At 35.8% G+C, this 18,202-nt stretch carries 18 protein-coding genes and 1 riboswitch; of the genes, 16 read left to right on the top strand and 2 right to left on the bottom strand.

The window, feature by feature from the left end:
• Nucleotides 1-195: 195 nt before the first annotated feature.
• The 12 genes from AAIE21_RS07465 (at nt 196) to AAIE21_RS07410 (ending at nt 12,614) form a co-directional block, all read left to right on the top strand.
• Nucleotides 196-1,110, top strand: coding sequence for a superoxide dismutase (locus AAIE21_RS07465; protein ID WP_343266179.1), 915 nt, complete (start codon nt 196-198; stop codon nt 1,108-1,110).
• Nucleotides 1,111-1,222: 112 nt separating this feature from the next.
• A complete protein-coding gene (locus AAIE21_RS07460) occupies nt 1,223-2,344 on the top strand; it encodes a D-alanyl-D-alanine carboxypeptidase family protein (RefSeq protein WP_343266178.1) in 1,122 nt (373 codons plus the stop codon).
• Nucleotides 2,337-2,933, top strand: a complete 597-nt coding sequence (gene spmA / locus AAIE21_RS07455; protein ID WP_343266177.1) for a spore maturation protein SpmA — start codon at nt 2,337-2,339, stop codon at nt 2,931-2,933. The genes AAIE21_RS07460 and spmA overlap by 8 nt, the downstream gene beginning before the upstream one ends.
• Complete coding sequence (gene spmB / locus AAIE21_RS07450) at nt 2,930-3,460, top strand: spore maturation protein SpmB (protein ID WP_033796016.1); 531 nt, start codon at nt 2,930-2,932, stop codon at nt 3,458-3,460. Before spmA ends, spmB begins: the two co-directional genes overlap by 4 nt.
• A gap of 288 nt (nt 3,461-3,748) precedes the next feature.
• Nucleotides 3,749-4,477 (top strand): 23S rRNA pseudouridine(2605) synthase RluB, encoded by a 729-nt coding sequence (gene rluB / locus AAIE21_RS07445; RefSeq protein WP_343266176.1) that lies wholly within the window; start codon nt 3,749-3,751, stop codon nt 4,475-4,477.
• Between the two features lie 186 nt (nt 4,478-4,663).
• Complete coding sequence (gene resA, locus AAIE21_RS07440; RefSeq protein ID WP_343266175.1) at nt 4,664-5,185, top strand: thiol-disulfide oxidoreductase ResA; 522 nt, start codon at nt 4,664-4,666, stop codon at nt 5,183-5,185.
• 149 nt (nt 5,186-5,334) lie between these two features.
• On the top strand, nt 5,335-6,960 hold the full coding sequence (locus AAIE21_RS07435) for a cytochrome c biogenesis ResB family protein (RefSeq protein WP_343266474.1): 1,626 nt from the start codon (nt 5,335-5,337) through the stop codon (nt 6,958-6,960).
• 14 nt (nt 6,961-6,974) lie between these two features.
• Nucleotides 6,975-8,132: a c-type cytochrome biogenesis protein CcsB gene (gene ccsB, locus AAIE21_RS07430; protein WP_343266174.1), complete on the top strand. Its 1,158-nt coding sequence runs from the start codon at nt 6,975-6,977 to the stop codon at nt 8,130-8,132.
• A 353-nt stretch (nt 8,133-8,485) separates the two neighbouring features.
• The gene (gene resD / locus AAIE21_RS07425) at nt 8,486-9,202 is read left to right on the top strand and encodes a DNA-binding response regulator ResD (protein ID WP_174099685.1); all 717 of its coding nucleotides are present in this window, start codon (nt 8,486-8,488) and stop codon (nt 9,200-9,202) included.
• Nucleotides 9,202-10,977: an ATP-binding protein gene (locus AAIE21_RS07420; protein ID WP_343266173.1), complete on the top strand. Its 1,776-nt coding sequence runs from the start codon at nt 9,202-9,204 to the stop codon at nt 10,975-10,977. The genes resD and AAIE21_RS07420 overlap by 1 nt, the downstream gene beginning before the upstream one ends.
• A 355-nt stretch (nt 10,978-11,332) precedes the next feature.
• Nucleotides 11,333-11,914, top strand: coding sequence for a cob(I)yrinic acid a,c-diamide adenosyltransferase (locus tag AAIE21_RS07415; RefSeq protein WP_343266172.1), 582 nt, complete (start codon nt 11,333-11,335; stop codon nt 11,912-11,914).
• Between the two features lie 85 nt (nt 11,915-11,999).
• Nucleotides 12,000-12,614 (top strand): peptidoglycan DD-metalloendopeptidase family protein, encoded by a 615-nt coding sequence (locus AAIE21_RS07410; protein WP_343266171.1) that lies wholly within the window; start codon nt 12,000-12,002, stop codon nt 12,612-12,614.
• Between the two features lie 27 nt (nt 12,615-12,641).
• On the opposite strand, the gene AAIE21_RS07405 is transcribed toward AAIE21_RS07410, so the two are convergent.
• Nucleotides 12,642-13,328, bottom strand: coding sequence for a hypothetical protein (locus AAIE21_RS07405; RefSeq protein ID WP_343266170.1), 687 nt, complete (start codon nt 13,326-13,328; stop codon nt 12,642-12,644).
• 255 nt (nt 13,329-13,583) lie between these two features.
• A riboswitch (FMN riboswitch) is annotated at nt 13,584-13,721 on the top strand.
• Between the two features lie 159 nt (nt 13,722-13,880).
• Between AAIE21_RS07405 and AAIE21_RS07400 the strand changes: the two genes are divergently transcribed.
• The gene (locus AAIE21_RS07400) at nt 13,881-14,459 is read left to right on the top strand and encodes an ECF transporter S component (protein WP_343266169.1); all 579 of its coding nucleotides are present in this window, start codon (nt 13,881-13,883) and stop codon (nt 14,457-14,459) included.
• 115 nt (nt 14,460-14,574) lie between these two features.
• Here AAIE21_RS07400 and AAIE21_RS07395 read toward each other — a convergent pair whose 3' ends face one another.
• Nucleotides 14,575-14,823 carry a ferredoxin gene (locus AAIE21_RS07395; protein ID WP_343266168.1) on the bottom strand — a complete coding sequence of 83 codons (249 nt, stop codon included), beginning with the start codon at nt 14,821-14,823 and terminating at the stop codon, nt 14,575-14,577.
• A 229-nt stretch (nt 14,824-15,052) separates the two neighbouring features.
• On the opposite strand from AAIE21_RS07395, the gene AAIE21_RS07390 reads away from it, so the two are divergent.
• The 3 genes from AAIE21_RS07390 to AAIE21_RS07380 are packed head-to-tail and all read left to right on the top strand — an operon-like array spanning nt 15,053 to nt 18,195.
• Entirely contained in the window at nt 15,053-16,114 is a 1,062-nt protein-coding gene (locus tag AAIE21_RS07390) for a YpbB family protein (RefSeq protein WP_343266167.1), read from the top strand.
• On the top strand, nt 16,104-17,651 hold the full coding sequence (locus AAIE21_RS07385; protein ID WP_343266166.1) for a RecQ family ATP-dependent DNA helicase: 1,548 nt from the start codon (nt 16,104-16,106) through the stop codon (nt 17,649-17,651). The genes AAIE21_RS07390 and AAIE21_RS07385 overlap by 11 nt, the downstream gene beginning before the upstream one ends.
• Nucleotides 17,632-18,195: a CPBP family intramembrane glutamic endopeptidase gene (locus tag AAIE21_RS07380; RefSeq protein WP_343266473.1), complete on the top strand. Its 564-nt coding sequence runs from the start codon at nt 17,632-17,634 to the stop codon at nt 18,193-18,195. Before AAIE21_RS07385 ends, AAIE21_RS07380 begins: the two co-directional genes overlap by 20 nt.
• Nucleotides 18,196-18,202: the final 7 nt, after the last annotated feature.

The following is an 18,202-nucleotide window of genomic DNA, read 5'->3' as shown; positions in this document are numbered from 1 at the left end:
GCATTCTTTTCAGGTTGGAGTTAGGCTGAACGTAAAAGCTCAATTGCTAATGGCTAATTAAAGTTTCACCTTATATAAGTATTAGAGAATATGCGAAGAAGCTAGCAAAAGACTAGCTTCTTTTGCTTTTTTGTACGGTATATACGATACATGCGTTGAATATAGTTAAAGAGGATAGCATCGAGGAGGTGTCGTATGAATCAGCAAAGTGTATTTACAGATTACTTTCATGAAGTAGAAAGTTGGTGTGAAAGTGTTCTTCATGTATTAGATAGTCGTGCAACTGAAGTGTATGACGTCCATATGCTTGCCTATAAAATTCAAATGCTATTAGACCGTATGAAAGAAAATAAGGATGAAACAGACGCTGAATTATTGTATGAGATAAGTGATGATGTGGAACATATTCAGAGTCATTTACAAGAGGTATTCATGCAAGAAAATGAACAATATGAGTTGTATGAAAGAGCATATACGGAGCGATCTGTTCCAATTGGGGGCCACACGCTTCCTCCGTTACCCTATCCATACAATGCGCTAGAACCATATATTTCTCGAGACATTATGATATTGCATCATGATAAGCATCATCGTAGTTATGTAGAAGGACTGAATAAAGCAGAAAAAATGATGGAAGAAGCAAGGAAAACAAACAAATTTGATTTGATAAAGCATTGGGAAAGGGAAGCAGCTTTTCACGGTTCAGGTCATTATTTACACACGATATTTTGGAATAACATGAAAAAAGATGGGGGTGGAAGTCCAAGAGGTACATTATCTCGACAAATCGAGAAAGATTTTGGAAGCTTTTTACGCTTTCAAAAGCATTTTACAGAAGCGGCGTCGAAAGTAGAAGGATCTGGATGGGCGATTCTTGTGTGGGTACCTCGTTCAGGAAGATTAGAAATTTTACAAAGTACCCTTCATCAATTATTCACACAGTGGGATACGATACCGTTACTTGTGCTTGATGTATGGGAACATGCATATTATTTGCAGTACCAAAATCGAAAAGATGAGTACATTAAAAATTGGTGGAATGTTGTAAATTGGCCGGATGTTGAAAAGCGATTTGAAAGTGCGAAACAGTTGGAATGGACACCGTATTAGACGCATATTTGTGCGTCTTTTTTGTGGGTATAGAAAAGAATATTTCGTTCATATTTTAAAGGGCCAAGCATAAACTTGTACAAAAAGTACCAAAAGGACGTGGTGGGGGAATATGAGACGAACTTGGAGTGTAATTGCACTTGTTTTAATGTGTGCAAGTATTATACCGATTCATACATATGCACAAATGAATGATGTAAGTGCCCGTAATGCCATATTGATGGAAGAACATTCAGGACGAGTTTTATATGGGAAATTAGAACATGAACCACAGAAGATTGCTAGTATCACGAAAATTATGACTGCCTTACTTGCTGCTGAATCAGGAAGAATGAAAGAAGCTGTACCTATTAGCGATAAGGCTGTTCGAGTAGAGGGTTCGGCAATTTATTTAAAACCTGGAGGAAAAGTACCGCTGGAGGATTTAGTGTATGGTTTAATGCTTCGTTCAGGTAATGATGCAGCACAAGCAATTGCTGAAAATGTTGGAGGAAGCATAGAAGGATTTGTTTATTTGATGAATGAAAAGGCGAAACAAATCGGAATGAAAGATACACATTTTTCAAATCCACATGGATTAGATGGGGACGGTACGCACTATTCGTCTGCATACGATATGGCACTTTTAACACGGTATGCAATGGGGAATGCAACGTTTCGGAAAATTTTTGGAACAAAAACATATCAATCGAAAGCGTGGGATTATCCATGGAAAAACAAACATAAACTTGTAACCTCTTATTATGAATTTGCGACAGGAGGAAAGACGGGGTTTACAAAAAAAGCTGGGCGTACACTTGTTACAACCGCTTCGAAAGATGGTTTAGATTTAATTGTAGTGACGCTTAATGCATCTAATGATTGGGACGACCATATGTATTTATTTGATCAAGGATTTAAACAATATGAGTTAACGAAAGTTCTAGGGCAAGGAGCATTATCTGGACTGAAAGAAAAGAAGTATACAAATCATGTTTATACCAAAAATGATTTTTCTGTACCTTTAACAGTAGATGAAAGAAAAGGAGTTTTGTTAAAAGTTGAACTTGATAAAAATGCAAAGTTAAAGAATGGAGGAAAAGTAGGAAGAACAATTATTTATGTAGGTAACGAGAAAGTAGGCGAGCGTAATTTATTTTATAGCAAACGAAAGTTAGTTGCTACAACTGGAGTATATTGGAATGATGTGAGAGAAATTTTTTCTCATATGTTAGGTGTTAGAACAGATGGTTAACCTCGTATGGGTAGCGATGGCGATTATTGGGATTGTATATGCAATGGTGAACGGAACGATGGAGGAAGTGAATAAAGCAGTCTTTGAAGGGGCAAAAGATGCAGTAACAATTTGTATTGGGCTGATTAGTGTTTTAGTCTTTTGGCTCGGTTTAATGAAAATTGCTGAAGAAGCAGGCTTATTAAAGAAATTAGTCTCATTTTTTATGCCAGTGGTAAAAAGGTTGTTTCCAGAAGTACCAAAAGACCATCCTTCGATGGGGTTTATTTTATCGAATATGATGGCGAACTTTTTTGGATTAGGAAATGCAGCGACGCCACTTGGTATAAAGGCTATGGAGCAGCTTAAGGCATTGAATGGGGGCAAAGATTCGGCAAGTCGTTCTATGGTGACATTTTTGGCTTTGAATACATCTGCAATTACATTGATACCGACTACTGTAATTTCAATTCGGATGACGTATGAATCGGCGAATCCGACTGAAATTGTTGGTGTTACGTTTATTGCACAAATATTATCGATGATTGGAGCGATTTGGATTGACCGCTATTTTTACCGAAGACGGAGTAGAAAGGGGCGGAAAAAGTGAGTATCGTTAATACAATTTCATTATGGGTGATCCCATGTGTGATCGGTTTTATTCTATTATATGGCACGATAAAAAAAGTTCCAACGTACGAATCATTTGTGGAGGGCGGAAAAGAAGGAATCCAAATTGCTATTTCTATTTTACCATTTATGGTGGGGATGCTTGTATCTATTTCTATTTTTAGGGCATCAGGGGCACTAGATGCCATGATTTCTGTAATGAAGCCAATGTTAGATATGATTCACGTGCCAGCAGAAATTGTACCACTTGCGCTCATACGCCCCATTTCTGGTTCGGCAGGATTAAGTATTACTACAGATTTAATTGCTACATACGGACCTGATTCATTTATTGGTAGGCTTGCTTCCACGATGCAAGGCAGTACAGATACAACGTTTTATATTTTAACAGTGTACTTCGGAGCTGTTGGGATTCGTAAAATGGGAGATGCCTTAAAGGTAGGGTTATTTGCTGATTTAATTGGGATTATTTGTTCTATTGTGTTTGTTTCTTTATTGTTTCAGTAATCGGTATTCATTTTTTGCGTCAATTAGCTTATAATACGTATACGACCGCTATTAAGCGTAAGCTTAATAGTGGTTTTTTTGTGGAGTGTTTTTGACAAAATAATGAACTTTTGTTGTGAACAACTGTATGAATGTAAACAATAATAAAGGATAAAAGTAGCGTTTGACCTTTAAAAGTTTGCACTATAGCTATGTTGTTTATGATAGACGAGGGAAATTGCTGTAAACCTTAGGCGGTTGCCAAGTCTTTCTAATGAAGGTAAGATAAATTTGAGGTGAATTAAGGAAATGGAACGATTACAAAAAGTGATTGCGCAAGCTGGAATTGCGTCAAGAAGAAAAGCTGAAGAACTTATTCAGCAAGGTAAAGTGAAAGTTAACGGTAAAGTAGTGACTGAGTTAGGAACGAAGGTAACCCCTCAAGATAAAGTAGAAGTAAATAATATTCCTCTTGAAAAAGAAGAACCTGCTTATTTCTTGCTATATAAACCAACTGGCGTCATTTCGAGTGTATCAGATGACAAAGGAAGAAAAGTTGTTACAGACTTTTTCCCTGAAATCAGACAGCGTCTATTCCCAATTGGACGTTTAGACTATGATACGTCTGGCGTATTACTTATGACTAACGATGGTGACTTTGCAAATATATTAATGCATCCAAAATATAAAGTTGAGAAAACGTATGTTGCAAAAGTAAAAGGACCATTAACAGGAGAGAAAATTCGCATGTTGGAAAAAGGTGTTGTATTAGAAGATGGAAAAACAGCGCCAGCACGGGTGAAAATTATTTCTTGGGATAAACGTAAAGAGATGGCAATTGTTCAATTAACGATCCATGAAGGACGTAACCGTCAAGTTCGCCGCATGTTCGAAGCGCTTGGCTGTAAAGTAATGAAATTAAAACGTGAACGTTATGCTTTCCTAGAAGCAGGAAGCTTACGCCCCGGTGATGCGAGAGAGTTATCACCTCATGAAGTAAAACAACTACGTGCACTTGCTTCTACAAAACCGAGATAAGTGGTAAAGTGAAACTTCCGTCCGTGGAGGAGTTTTATCTCCGCACGGATGGTTAGTTAAACTACCCTTTGTGCAAGTAGTTATGAAGACATATATACAAAAAGAAATGAATGCTCGAAGTAAGGGACAAGTTAGTAGTTACAGAAATTGTTTACATACAAATTCATCAAAGAGAGGGGAGCGAGTATGAAGAAGAATCGCTTACTATTTCGCATTCTAATTTTGCTTATTTTAAGCGTGGCAGTAGGGTTTACACTTTATCAAGGTTTTTTTGTTGATAAGGAAAAAATGCAAATTGGGAAAAAAGCACCTAACTTTGTTGTTACAGATTTAGAAGGAAAGAAAATCGAGTTAAATGACCTGAAAGGAAAAGGTGTGTTTTTAAACTTTTGGGGAACGTGGTGCAAACCGTGTGAAAAAGAGATGCCTTATATGAATGAATTATATCCTAAATATAAAGAAAAAGGCGTTGAAATCATTGCGTTAGATGCAGATGAAACGAATATTGCAGTGAAAAATTTTGTGAATCAATACGGATTAAAGTTCCCTGTAGCAATTGATAAAGGGCAAGAAATAATTGGTACGTATAGTGTTGGTCCACTCCCAACATCATTTTTAATCGATAAAGAAGGAAATGTAATTGAAAAAATTACGGGTACACAAACGAAGGAACAAATAGAGGAATATTTAAAGAAAATTACTCCTTAATAAGAAGGCCTTTACATAACGTAATAGTAGACGTATTTACTAGATGAAGGTGCTTTGCTTTGTCTTAGTACCTCTCTTGAAAATTCTGAGTATTGCGGTAACTCGCGCTTAGAAGATACAATGATAGATAGAAACAAGAGGCGGTGAGAATATTGGAACAGATAAAGTGTGAATGTGGACATGTAAATCCAATTGGCACAATTTTTTGTGAAGCTTGCGGGAAACCTTTTGAAAATAAAGAGGGTACGAGATTATTAGATATGAGATATGAAGGAAGTGCCCGGCGCTCTCTTACTCATACGAAAACGATTGTAGATAAGGTTTGGAGTTTTTTTTCTTCTGTGAAGGTAGGGATATGGCTCATTGTCATCACTCTATTAGCATCAGCAGTTGGAACCATATTTCCGCAAGAAATGTACATACCTCCAGGTGTCACCCCGAGTGAATATTATGAACAGGAATATGGTTTTCTTGGACAACTATATTACCAACTAGGATTTAATAATTTATATAGTTCATGGTGGTATATGATTTTAATTGCATCGATTGGTGTATCACTTGTTATATGTAGTTTAGATCGTGTAATTCCGCTTTATAAAGCTTTAAAAAAGCAGGGGGTAAAAAGACACCCGAGTTTTTTAAAGAGACAACGGTTGTATGGGACAGGATCTCCGAAAGAGGGGGATTTAGAACAGATTCAAGCAAATTTAAAGAAGAAAAATTATAATGTAAGAGTCGAAGGCGAAAATATTTTAGCGGAAAAAGGAAGATTCTCTCGCTGGGGTCCATATGTGAATCATATTGGTCTTATTATTTTTCTATTTGGAGCAATGCTACGGTTTCTGCCAAGCATGTATGTGGATGAATCGCTATGGCTACGTGATGGTGAAACGAAAGAGATACCAGGGACCGATGGGAAATATTATTTAAAAAATGAAAAGTTTATAAAAGAAGTTTATGACAAAAGTAAAGATGATCAAGTATTTAATGATGCAATTGAGCGTGTAGGCGATAAAATGATTGCCAAAAACTATCAAACGAATGCTGTATTATACAAAGCGATAGGAGAAAATGTTGCCGGACAAAAACCAAAGTTAGAGAAGGTAAAGAAAGGTGAGATTAGAGTAAATGAACCGCTCAAATTTGATCAGTTCGCCCTATATCAATTAGATTTTAAAGAAAACGAATTTAGTAGTATGTCTTTTTCTCTACAGAAAAAAGATAATCAGCAAAAATGGAAACCTATTAAAGTGAATCTAGAAAATCCAAAAGAAACATACGATTTAGGAGATGGGTATTCTATAAAATTACTAAGTTATTTCCCTGATTTTTATTTTGATGAAAATAGTCAACCGAATACAAAAACGAAGATTCCGAACAATCCAGCTTTCGTTTTTAAAATGTTTACACCAGAGAAGCCAGAAGGAGAAGTGAGCTTTGTAGGTATACAACAAAATATAGAACCGGAAGGGAATAATCAATATAAAATGACCTTTGCAGGAGTAGAAATGCGAAACGCTACGGGGCTAATTGTAAGAAAAGATTTGACGCTGTGGATTCTTGGAATCGGAGGATTTATCTTCATGGTTGGGGTGATTCAAGGTATGTATTGGAATCATCGTCGCATCTGGATACAACGTGTTAAAGATGAATGGTGGATTGCTGGCCACACAAATAAAAACTGGTTTGGCTTGCGGAAAGATATTGAGAAAGTACTGGAAGGAACCACAATTCCACAACCATACGACAAAGTAAATGATCAAAAAATTAGTTAAGGTGGGGAGAATATATGGTGCAAATAAGCAGTAATTTCCTATTTACCGCTTTTATTTTATATTTAATTGCAACACTGTTCTTCGGAGGAGCGATTAAAGAAAAAGGGCGGAAGTGGGCGAATATAGGTATAACCATAACAATTTTAGGATTTGCGGCTCAAACTGTATACTTTGTAACAAGGTGGATGGCTTCGGGGCATGCACCAGTAAGTAATTTTTTTGAGTTTGGTACATTCTTTGGCATGATGCTTGTTGGTGCTTTTATTGTTATGTACTTTATGTATCGTGTCAGTATAGTCGGATTATTTGCTTTACCAGTCGCACTATTATTAATTGCATACGCAAGTATGTTTCCGAGAGAAATTTCACCGCTTATTCCATCGCTGAAAAGTAATTGGCTACATATTCATGTAACAACAGCAGCAGCTGGACAAGCTATTTTAGCAATTAGTTTTATTACAGGAGTTATGTATTTGCTGAAAAATGTAGATCAATCAAAAAGGTCGAAACGGACATTTTGGTTAGAAGCAGTGGTGTTTACACTCGTTTGTGCTGTCGGATTTATCGCTGCAACAACAGTTTATTCAGCAACGAAATATGAAGCGAAGTTTCAATGGGTAGATAAAAATGAACAAAAAGTAGAGATGAAATACAATCTTCCCGCACTAGTCGGCCCTCATGAAGGGAAGTTACTAACAACTGGAAAACTTGAACCGATAGCAGAAATGCCTGCTATCATAAATGCAAAGAAATTAAACACAGTAATTTGGTCATTGCTTATTGGAACGGGGCTTTATATTGTATTAAGGTTGATTTTACGAAAAAGAGTATCTGCGGCCATTCAGCCAGCAGTGAAAAACGTTAATAGTGATCTACTTGATGAAATTGGATATCGTTCTATTGCGATTGGATTCCCGGTCTTTACGTTAGGAGCGTTGATTTTTGCGATGATTTGGGCGCAAATTGCATGGACGCGTTTTTGGGGGTGGGATCCAAAAGAGGTATGGGCACTCATTACATGGCTCTTTTATGCAGCAGTTTTACATTTACGTTTATCTAAAGGATGGCATGGTGAGAAGTCGGCATGGCTTGCAGTAATCGGATTTGCGATTATCATGTTTAATTTTATAGTCGTGAACTTAATTATTGCTGGTTTACACTCATATGCGTAAGTTTTTACCTCTTTTTAGAGGGAGTACGCGATTCGGTTAAGCATGATAAAATAGGAAAGTGATTGTCACTTTCCTATTTTATTTTTGTCAATTTCTTTTCTTTTTTGAGAAAAACATGGCAAAATAAAGGTTGATTTTGTAAAATGATGTCGAGGCCTAAATGTCCTGTTCAAAAAAAATACATATTTTTGGAAAAGAAATGAACAAACTTTATTATTCTTGTGAAGCATAATGTTTAAGGTACAAATCTAATACTTTAGAATTGTCAATTATGAAATAAGGGTAAAAACAGTAGTATATTGTAGAAAGGTAGGTGTGAACCGTTGTCATGTTTTTACGGGCAGCGGGAAGCAATGGAGAATGAACCAAGAATTTTAATTGTAGATGATGAAGATCGTATTCGCCGTTTATTAAAAATGTATTTAGAAAGAGAACAATATACGATTGATGAGGCTGATAATGGTGATACAGCTTTAGAGAAAGCATTGCAAAATGACTATGATTTAATCTTGTTAGACATCATGATGCCTGGAAAAGATGGAATTGAAGTATGTAAAGGGATTCGTGAGAAAAAAGCAACACCAATTATTATGTTGACAGCTAAAGGCGAAGAGGTAAACAGGGTGCAAGGCTTTGAAGTTGGCTCGGATGATTATATCGTAAAGCCATTTAGTCCACGTGAAGTAGTTCTTCGTGTAAAGGCAGTCTTGCGCCGTTCTGTAACAACAACATTCTTTACCCAAGATACAACAACAAAAGATGTTATTGTATTCCCGCATTTAACAATTGATAATGATGCGCATCGTGTTACAGCTGATGGCGATGAAGTTAATTTAACGCCAAAGGAATATGAATTATTACTATTTTTAGCAAAGGCTCCTGATAAAGTATTTGATCGTGAACAATTGCTAAAAGAGGTATGGCAATATGAATTCTTTGGAGATTTGCGTACAGTAGATACACACGTAAAGCGTTTGCGTGAAAAATTAAGTAAAAAATCATCTGAAGCAGCGAAGATGATTGTAACTGTATGGGGTGTTGGTTATAAGTTCGAGGTTGTGAACGACTGATGCTTTGGAGAAGTGTAGTAGGAAAGCTATGGATGACAATATTGCTTCTTGTTTCATTTGTTCTTGGCTTTGTTGCCATTTTGCTTTCACAGTTTTTTGATAATTACTATATTGAAATGAGTGAAAACAGGCTTACAAAAGTAGCGACAAGTGTTTCGGAATTAATTGAAGAAGGTGCAGATGAAAAAACGATTGAGAATATCGCATATAAGTTTGCTGATCCGCTCTCACGAATTATTATTGTGAAGGGGGATCATGAAGTTTCTTCTTCACCGAAACAAGAAGGATTGGTAGATCTTACAATAGAAGATCTGAAAAAGGATAAAGATTTAGCAGCTGTTTTTATCGATAAAAAAGAAAATAAAGAAAAAATAAAAAAAGTGTCTGATGACAAAACCAATAAGAATTCTGAAAATGATATTATGATTGTCGGAAAACCACTACAATCATCAAATCATAGTGCGGTATTTGTGTATCAATCATTGCAAGTTCCAAAACAAGGAATGGAAAAAGCGACTGATTTCATTTTTCTATCAGCAGGAATTGCAATTATTTTAACAACGTTCTTTGCATTTTTCTTATCGACACGAATTACAGCCCCTCTTCGTAAAATGCGTGAAGTTGCCTTTGAAGTAGCGCGCGGGAAATTTGATACGAAAGCACCTATGGTTTCGCAAGATGAAATAGGAGAGCTAGCAACGGCGTTAAATCAAATGGGAAAACAATTGAAGTTTAATATTAATGCACTACAACAAGAAAAAGAACAACTTTCTAGTATTTTAAGCAGTATGGCAGATGGGGTTGTAACGCTGAATCAAGAGGGGGAAGTTGTTGTCATCAATCCGCCCGCGGAACACTTTTTACAAGTTTGGCAAGAAGAAAAAGAGTTAGAATTAAGTAGGAATTTGCCGCCTGAACTTGTTGAATTGTTCCATCTTGTCGTAGAGAGTGAGCAACAGCAAGTTATTGAAATTAATTTGCAAAAGGGTAATTACGTTGTCCTTATGACTCCGTTATATAATCAAACGAAAATTCGTGGTGCTGTCGCAGTTCTTCGAGATATGACAGAAGAACGCCGTCTTGAGAAAATGCGTCAAGATTTTATTGCGAATGTATCTCATGAATTGCGTACCCCGATGGTTATGCTTCAAGGATATAGTGAGGCAATATTAGATGATGTTGTTCAAACAAAAGAAGAGATAAATGAGTTTGTACAAATTATTTATGATGAATCAGTTCGTTTAGGTCGTCTTGTAAATGAACTTTTAGATTTAGCACGTATGGAAAGTGGCCATGTAGAACTGCATATATCTGAAGTGGATATTCATCCGTTTGTTGAGAAAATTGGTCGTAAGTTCCAAGGGATTGCACAGGATAAAGAAGTACAGCTAACTGTTGATTTCCGTCATCCAATTGCGGAGCATCCGTTTGATCCAGATCGTATGGAACAAGTATTAACGAACTTAATAGATAATGCAATTAGGCATACAAACGCAGGTGGTCATGTTAAGCTTATTATTGATACGAAAAATAATGGACTTGTTTTTGAAGTACAAGATTCAGGTGCAGGTATCCCTGAAGAAGATATTCCGTTCTTGTTTGATCGTTTCTATAAAGCTGATAAAGCAAGAACACGCGGGAAAACAGGTGGAACTGGTTTAGGGCTTGCAATTGCTAAAAACATTGTGCAAGGTCATGATGGGAAAATCTCTATATCAAGCGTTGTTGGAGAAGGGACAACATTCTCTGTATATTTACCAGGTCAATCAATATAAGTGATATTGCTGTGAGTGAATACTGAAGTTCTAGTATTTTTTATTCTTTTTGAGTGTTAATATTTTCTCAATGGAATAAAGAATATTAGAGCTTTTTGTTTTACCGTGCAATTTGTAGATGGTAGTCTCTCTATGAAGGTTGATTGAAAAACAAAAGGTTAGACTAAAGAATAAATCCATGTTGATTTGCTGATAAATAAGTCGCGGCTATGAGATTAAAAGAGGGTCGATACTCATTTTTTTCTTCTGTTTTCACATGGCTAGGTGTTCTCTTCTTAAAAAAGGAAGATTTTCAGTTATGCCTTTGTAATAAATCGTGTAATGAATAAAAATTTAAAAAAGAGGTGTAGAATATTTGAAACTATATACGAAAACAGGAGATAAAGGACAAACAAGTATTATCGGTGGGCGAGTTGATAAAGATTATATTCGTGTAGAAGCATATGGAACAATTGATGAAGCAAACTCTCATATTGGATATGCGATGACCATGATTCGAGAAGAACGCTTTCAGGACATATATGATGAGCTTGAAAAGATTCAGCATGAGTTGTTTGATTGCGGCGGGGATTTAGCAATTGTGCAGCAAACAATGCCGTATACAGTAACGGAAGAGATGGTTATATATTTAGAAGAACGAATTGATCGCTACATAGAAGAAGCTCCGCCGCTAGAGCGTTTTATTTTGCCTGGCGGGAGCTCAGCGTCTGCGATGATTCATGTTGCACGTACGGTAACGAGAAGGGCTGAGCGCCATATTGTATCGTTAGGAAAGCAAGATGAAATAAATGAAGTGGTATTGCGATATGTCAATCGATTATCTGATTATTTATTTGCAATTGCTAGAGTGATAAACGCTCGTTTTAATGTGAACGACGTTGAATATAAACGAAGTGCAATTGTTTTTCGTAATAAGGAAGAGAAGGAAGTGGAGTAATTCACTTCCTTTTTTTTGTATACTTTTTTCCGTAATATACCACAATAGAGAAAGTGTGACGGTTATTAAAAAACGGAGGATGTATATGAAAGTCTTAAAGATCGGGTTACTTGTCTTTGGATTGTTTTTTAGTTCACAAGTATATGCTTATGCTGAGGACGGACGATGGACATGGCCTGTAGATGGGAGAATTAGTGACTATTTTGGAACAAGAAATGGAAAACACTATGGTATTGATATAGCTGCCTCAATCGGAACGCCGGTCGTAGCGATTCGAGGTGGAACGGTAACGAAATCCTATTTTTCAAATAGTTATGGACATGTAGTGTTTATTAAACATGGAGAATATGAAGCTGTTTACGCTCATCTCAATAAGAGGTATGTACTTCAAGGGGAGCGCGTTGCAAGAGGTGAGGTAATTGGCGAAGTAGGGAACACAGGTGAATCACGAGGAGCACATCTACACCTAGAAGTTCATAAAGGCATTTGGACGTTTGGAAAAAGAAATGCAATGAACCCGTTGCTTGTTTTAAATGAAGAAAGAAACCAAGTGGTCTCATCATCGATGTATATTGTGCAAAAGGGAGACACGCTTGTTAGTATTGCTCGTAAGTTTGGTATGACTGTTTATGAGATAAAAGTGAAAAACGCATTGCGACAAGATCAAATTTATCCAAATCAAAAATTATATATAAATTAAAAAAGAGCTAGGAGAACTAGCTCTTTTTTACCAAAAAATAAAGACACATATAAATCCAGAAATGGCTAAATAGCTATAATAATAAAAGACCTTTGCCCTCGTTTTTTCCGTTGTTCGAAATAATACTATGGTTGGTTCGATTAATCCAATTGTCAAACACAGTAGACCAAGGAGCATACAACCGATAGAAAAAGAATACAAGGCAACTTGTATGTGTTGGAATGGAATAATCCATTTTAATAAAAACGCAATAAGTGCTGTATAACAGATGCTGCCAATGTATTTGTTTAAAATTGTATTAGAACGAAAACCAGGAAGTTTTTTCAAAAAGGATCGAGAAACAACTTCTGTTTGTAAAGAAGTATGTTCTTCAATTATTTTTTGGGCTTCTTTTCCTTTATGAAAGAGAGAGAGAATCCAATTCCGTTTTCCTTGGAAAACAAATTGTGATGTTGTTAAATAGTGATCAATTTTCACTTTATCCCAACCGTTCCAAGGATGACGCTCACATAGCTTTAGCTTACTTTCTGTTGTTTTATCATACTGATAAACACTAACTCCTTCTTCATCAAAAGTAGCATAGTATGTTTCTTTTGAAAATGTGCCTAAATCAATTGGGCAGTAGAAAAGTAATTCTTTTTTTAAATAAAAGTATTCTTTTCTTAAATTTTTTTTCATTGTTTCTTGAATAGAGTGTCTTTTTTCTTTCCTCATGACATTTCCTCCGTATTAAGAAAATGCTCTTATCTTAACAATTCAACATCTTATCACTTTTCTGTATGGATGACTAGGGAATTGCGAAGGAAAAAATCGAATTGTAAAAAATATGGATTGTGTTGTCACATAATCCAATGGCTGTTTTTAGGTTGTATTCATAATGAAAGCATTACTTACTATTTATAAGTTATAAACATTTTTATTCACAACTGTATGATGATGTTGTATAATGGTGGAGAAAATAGAATATCGGTCTATCTTCGGGGCAGGGTGAAAATCCCGACCGGCGGTGATGAACAGTTGTTTTTCGTTCTAAGCCCGCGAGCCGTTAAGGCAGGATTTGGTGAGATTCCAAAGCCGACAGTAAAGTCTGGATGGGAGAAGATGGAGGTTCAAGCGTTCAAAAAAGATAAGTATTTGAACGTCTGTTTGATGTGCCTAAAAATTCTCCCTTTGTGTAAAACACAAAGGGTTTTTTCATGATAGGAATAGGCATAGCAGAACCTTTCCACTTTCCATGAGATGATCGATGGAAAAGGAGAGAGAAGGATGAAACAAAAAAACAGTGTAGTACAAATGGTGAGTGTAGCGATGCTTAGTAGTATTGCGTACTTGCTTATGATGTTGGATTTCCCATTTCCAGGACTTCCACCGTTTTTAAAAATTGACTTTAGTGATGTGCCAGCTTTAATTGCAGCGATTATTTTTAGCCCGATTGCAGGTGTAGTTGTAGAAGCGATAAAAAATATTCTTCACTACGGAATTCAAGGGAGTTTAACAGGGGTTCCGGTTGGAGAAATAGCGAACTTTATTGCTGGATGTCTATTTATTGGACCAGCAGCTTTCCTATTCCGGAAGTATCGCACAGTAAAAAGTTTAACAACAGGGTTAATGTTAGGAACGGTTACTATGGCGGTAATTATGAGTGTGTTAAATTATTTCATTATTTTACCAGCCTACACTTGGTTTTTAGATCAGCCTGCTATGTCTAGTGGTGGAATGCGACAATTGATTGTAGCGGCAATTCTCCCATTTAATTTAATTAAAGGGATTGTTGTAACAGTTGTGTTTGTAGCACTGTTTTCACGTTTAAAAGTATGGGTATTTGCAAAAATGAAAAATGCATAGAAATTTTGTCCATCAGAGGTAAGTATACTGCTGATGGCTTTTTTTGTAAGTGAAATCAATAACAAAAAATCCCCCTCATAAAAATGAGGGGGATTTTTTGAAGTTAATAACAAGACTATTCGAATTTTAAAGCGTCGCCATCGAATGATTCGTCAGCAACTTTAATTGAGTCAGTTGGACAACCTTCAAATGCATCCATCATGTCTTCGATTAATACATCTGGAATTTCAACGATACCTTGGTTATCATCTAATGTTACAAATGCAATACCTTCATCATCGTAGTCATAAATGTCTGGTGCAGCAGCTCCACATGCTCCACATGCGATGCAAGTGTCTTTATCAACAATTGTATATTTTGTCATATTCTTTTTCCCTCCTGATAATATGTATGTGAAAATATTCGCTATAAAAATTATAACTTTATTGTAAAACGGTTTTTCAAACTTTTCAACATAAAATTATAATGATAATGCTTATCAATTAGAGTGTCAACTTATTTTTGATTTATTACACAAGATTTTCAAAATGCCCAAATGCTGTACAGTTTGATACAATAGAAAATATAGATGTAATTGAGAGGTGGAAGCGGCGATGCAGTTACAATATACTTTACTATATTGTATAAAACAATTAAATGGTGAACGAACTATTTCTTCCATTTATCACCTTTTAAAAGGGAAACGTTCTTCACAAACATTACAAGATGGAAATATATTTCACATTTCTTTTCTGTTTGGAATATACAAATCATTACAACGTTCTGATTATGATCAGGAAATTGAACATGTATTACATAAAGAATGGATTCATGGTGTGCATGAAAATACGTACATTTTAACTGGTACGGGAAAGGAACAACTGGAAATTTGGGAAAAAACACTTTCTTTTCCGCAGCATTTACATGGGTTGCACTATGGTGACCTTGGTGAAATCTTTTGGAAACGACTTTCATTAATTATTCAAACTGTATCAAATTTACAACAGCAAAATGCAAAGTTTATTCCAATCCAACAAGATACAGAGGTAATGATGTGGGTTAAGCAGTTTCTCATCGGGATACCATATGCAAGAAGTGAACTTGCGAAAAGTTTATGGAAAGAGATGCATATGCTGTTAAAAGATACTTTGCCTATAGAAGCAACGATTTTTACATATCGACTAACTGGGTACGAACGGATTGGATATACATTAAAGCAACTTGCAGAAATTACAAACCAAGATGTATTTCGCGTATATCTTTTATTTTGGGGCACCGTTCATTTCTTTATTCAATCTGTTCGAGATAATGGAAACGACTTTCCGTTATTAACAAAGATTATTTCTTATCCGAATGAAAGAGCAGATTTGTTTAGTTTATCAACACAGAAAACATATCAGCTTTGGAAACAAGGGCGTTCTTTAGATGAGATTGCAACAATTAGAAATTTAAAGGTTGCAACAATAGAAGATCATTTTGTTGAAATTGCATTACGAGAAAGAGATTTTTCTATTGAAATGTTTATGGAAAAAAATAAAATCAAGCATGTGCAGCGCATTATTGAAACATTAGAAACACGTAAGTTACGTGTGTTAAAGCAAGCAGTAGGAGAAGCGGTTTCTTATTTTGAAATTCGTCTTGTGTTAGCGCAGATGGGGGTTGTAAATGAGGCTTGAGGATTATTTGTATAGGTGGTTTGGTTATAACGAATTTCGTGAAGGGCAGAAAGAGGTTATTGCGGATTTATTACAAGGAAAAGATGTTGTAGCAATGCTTCCGACCGGAAGAGGGAAATCAATATGTTATCAGCTTCCAGGCCTTATGCAAGATGGAACAGTACTAATTGTTTCCCCATTACTATCCTTAATGGAAGATCAGGTAACGCAGCTTAAATATGTAGTGAAGGACCGTGTGATCGCGTTTAATAGTTTTCGTACATTAATTGAAAAAAAGAAAGCGATAAAAAGATTAGCTTCTTATAAATTTGTCTTTGTTTCGCCAGAAATGTTGCAATCTGAAGTAATAGTAAGAGAACTAAAAAGGATTCATATTTCGCTATTTGTTGTAGATGAAGCACATTGTATTTCGCAATGGGGCTACGATTTTCGAACGGACTATAAAAAATTAGATCAAGTTATAGCGGCTATTGGGCACCCCCCTGTATTGGCATTAACAGCTACTGCAACAAAAGAAGTATTACAAGATATTATAAATAGTTTAAAACTTACGAATGTAGCAGAGCATTTGTATTCGATTGATCGCCCGAATATTGCCATGGAAGTACAATTTGTACAAACGATAGAAGAAAAAAAAGAAGCACTTCTCACGCATGTTACTTATTTGCAAGGACCAGGAATCATTTATTGTTCGAGCAGGGCTTGGACGGAGCGCCTGGCAGAATATTTAAGGAGTAAAGGTATAGCTGATGTTGCATTTTATCATGGTGGAATGGAACATGAAGAGCGGATGTTAATTCAGCAGCAATTCATGAACGATCAACTGCAGCTTGTTATATGTACAAGTGCATTTGGTATGGGTGTAAACAAGCCGAATACAAGGTATATTATTCATTTTCATTATCCAGCAAATATTGCTTCTTATTTACAAGAGATTGGTAGGGCAGGAAGAGATGGAGAAGCGAGTATTGCGATTCTACTTTGTAGTCCGTTGGATCATGACCTACCGCTTTCTATCATTGAGGATGAATTACCAAATAAACAACAAATTCAATTTTTATTTTCCTTACTACAAGAAAAGATGTTTCACACAAAAGTATTGCCAATAGAAGATGTGGAAGAAATTTGTTATAATGCTGCAAGGTTTAGTGAGCAACATTGGCGTTTTGTACGTTATCACTTAGAAAAGATGAAAATCATACAACAGAAGAAGCTCATTATGGAATCCTTGTCAGATGAAACGAGGGAAAAATTAATGTTAGAAGTAGATGGGCGTCTTCGGAATAAATATAGTCAACTAGAAAATATGAAATCGTGGCTACAGTATAAAGGGTGTAGACGGGAACAGATGCTACAGCAATTTGGATATAAGAAGGAAGTTCACGTAAAAAATTGCTGTGACTACTGTGGTATTTCAAAAGTAGATTACAAAAAAAGACGAGCAAGACAATCGATTTTCGACTATAATTGGGAAGCGGAGTTACAATTGCTCTTTGGTATGAAAGAACGGAGGAATGATCAATATTCAAAGGCGTAGTATTGAAGACATTGGTCCGAAAGAAATACGGTTGAATCTCTATATAACACAATTAATAATTATAGGTGTTGGCTGCATATTAGCCTATATATTATTTCCAAATAGGAATGAATTTTATGATTTGTGGAAATGGGAACCCATTTCCATTCTTGTAATAGGCAGCTTGGTTGCGGGCAGTGTTGTTTTATTTGATTATATTGCAATGCAAGTGTTGCCAGAATCGTGGTTTGATGATGGTGGAATTAATGACCGAATGTTCCAAGGGATTTCTGTAATCCAATTATTCGTTATTACGTTTGTTATTGGGTTCGCGGAAGAGTTTTTATTTCGAGGTGTATTACAGACGCATTTTGGACTTGTAGTTGCAAGCCTTATTTTTGCTGTTTTACATATTCGATATGTGAGGAAACCATTTCTATTTTGCTTTGTATGTACGATTAGTTTTCTGTTTGGATATGTGTTTCAATGGACAGGAAATTTGTTTATAACAATATTTGCACACTTTCTTGTTGATTTTATAATGGGACTTCAATTAAGAAAATAAGTGGAAG

Origin of the sequence: Paenibacillus sp. 102, assembly GCF_039549175.1 — a bacterium.
GTDB lineage: Bacteria > Bacillota > Bacilli > Bacillales > Bacillaceae_G > Bacillus_A.
The sequence above is the reverse complement of the archived record's forward strand: the minus strand, read 5'-3'. Positions and strand labels throughout refer to the sequence as shown.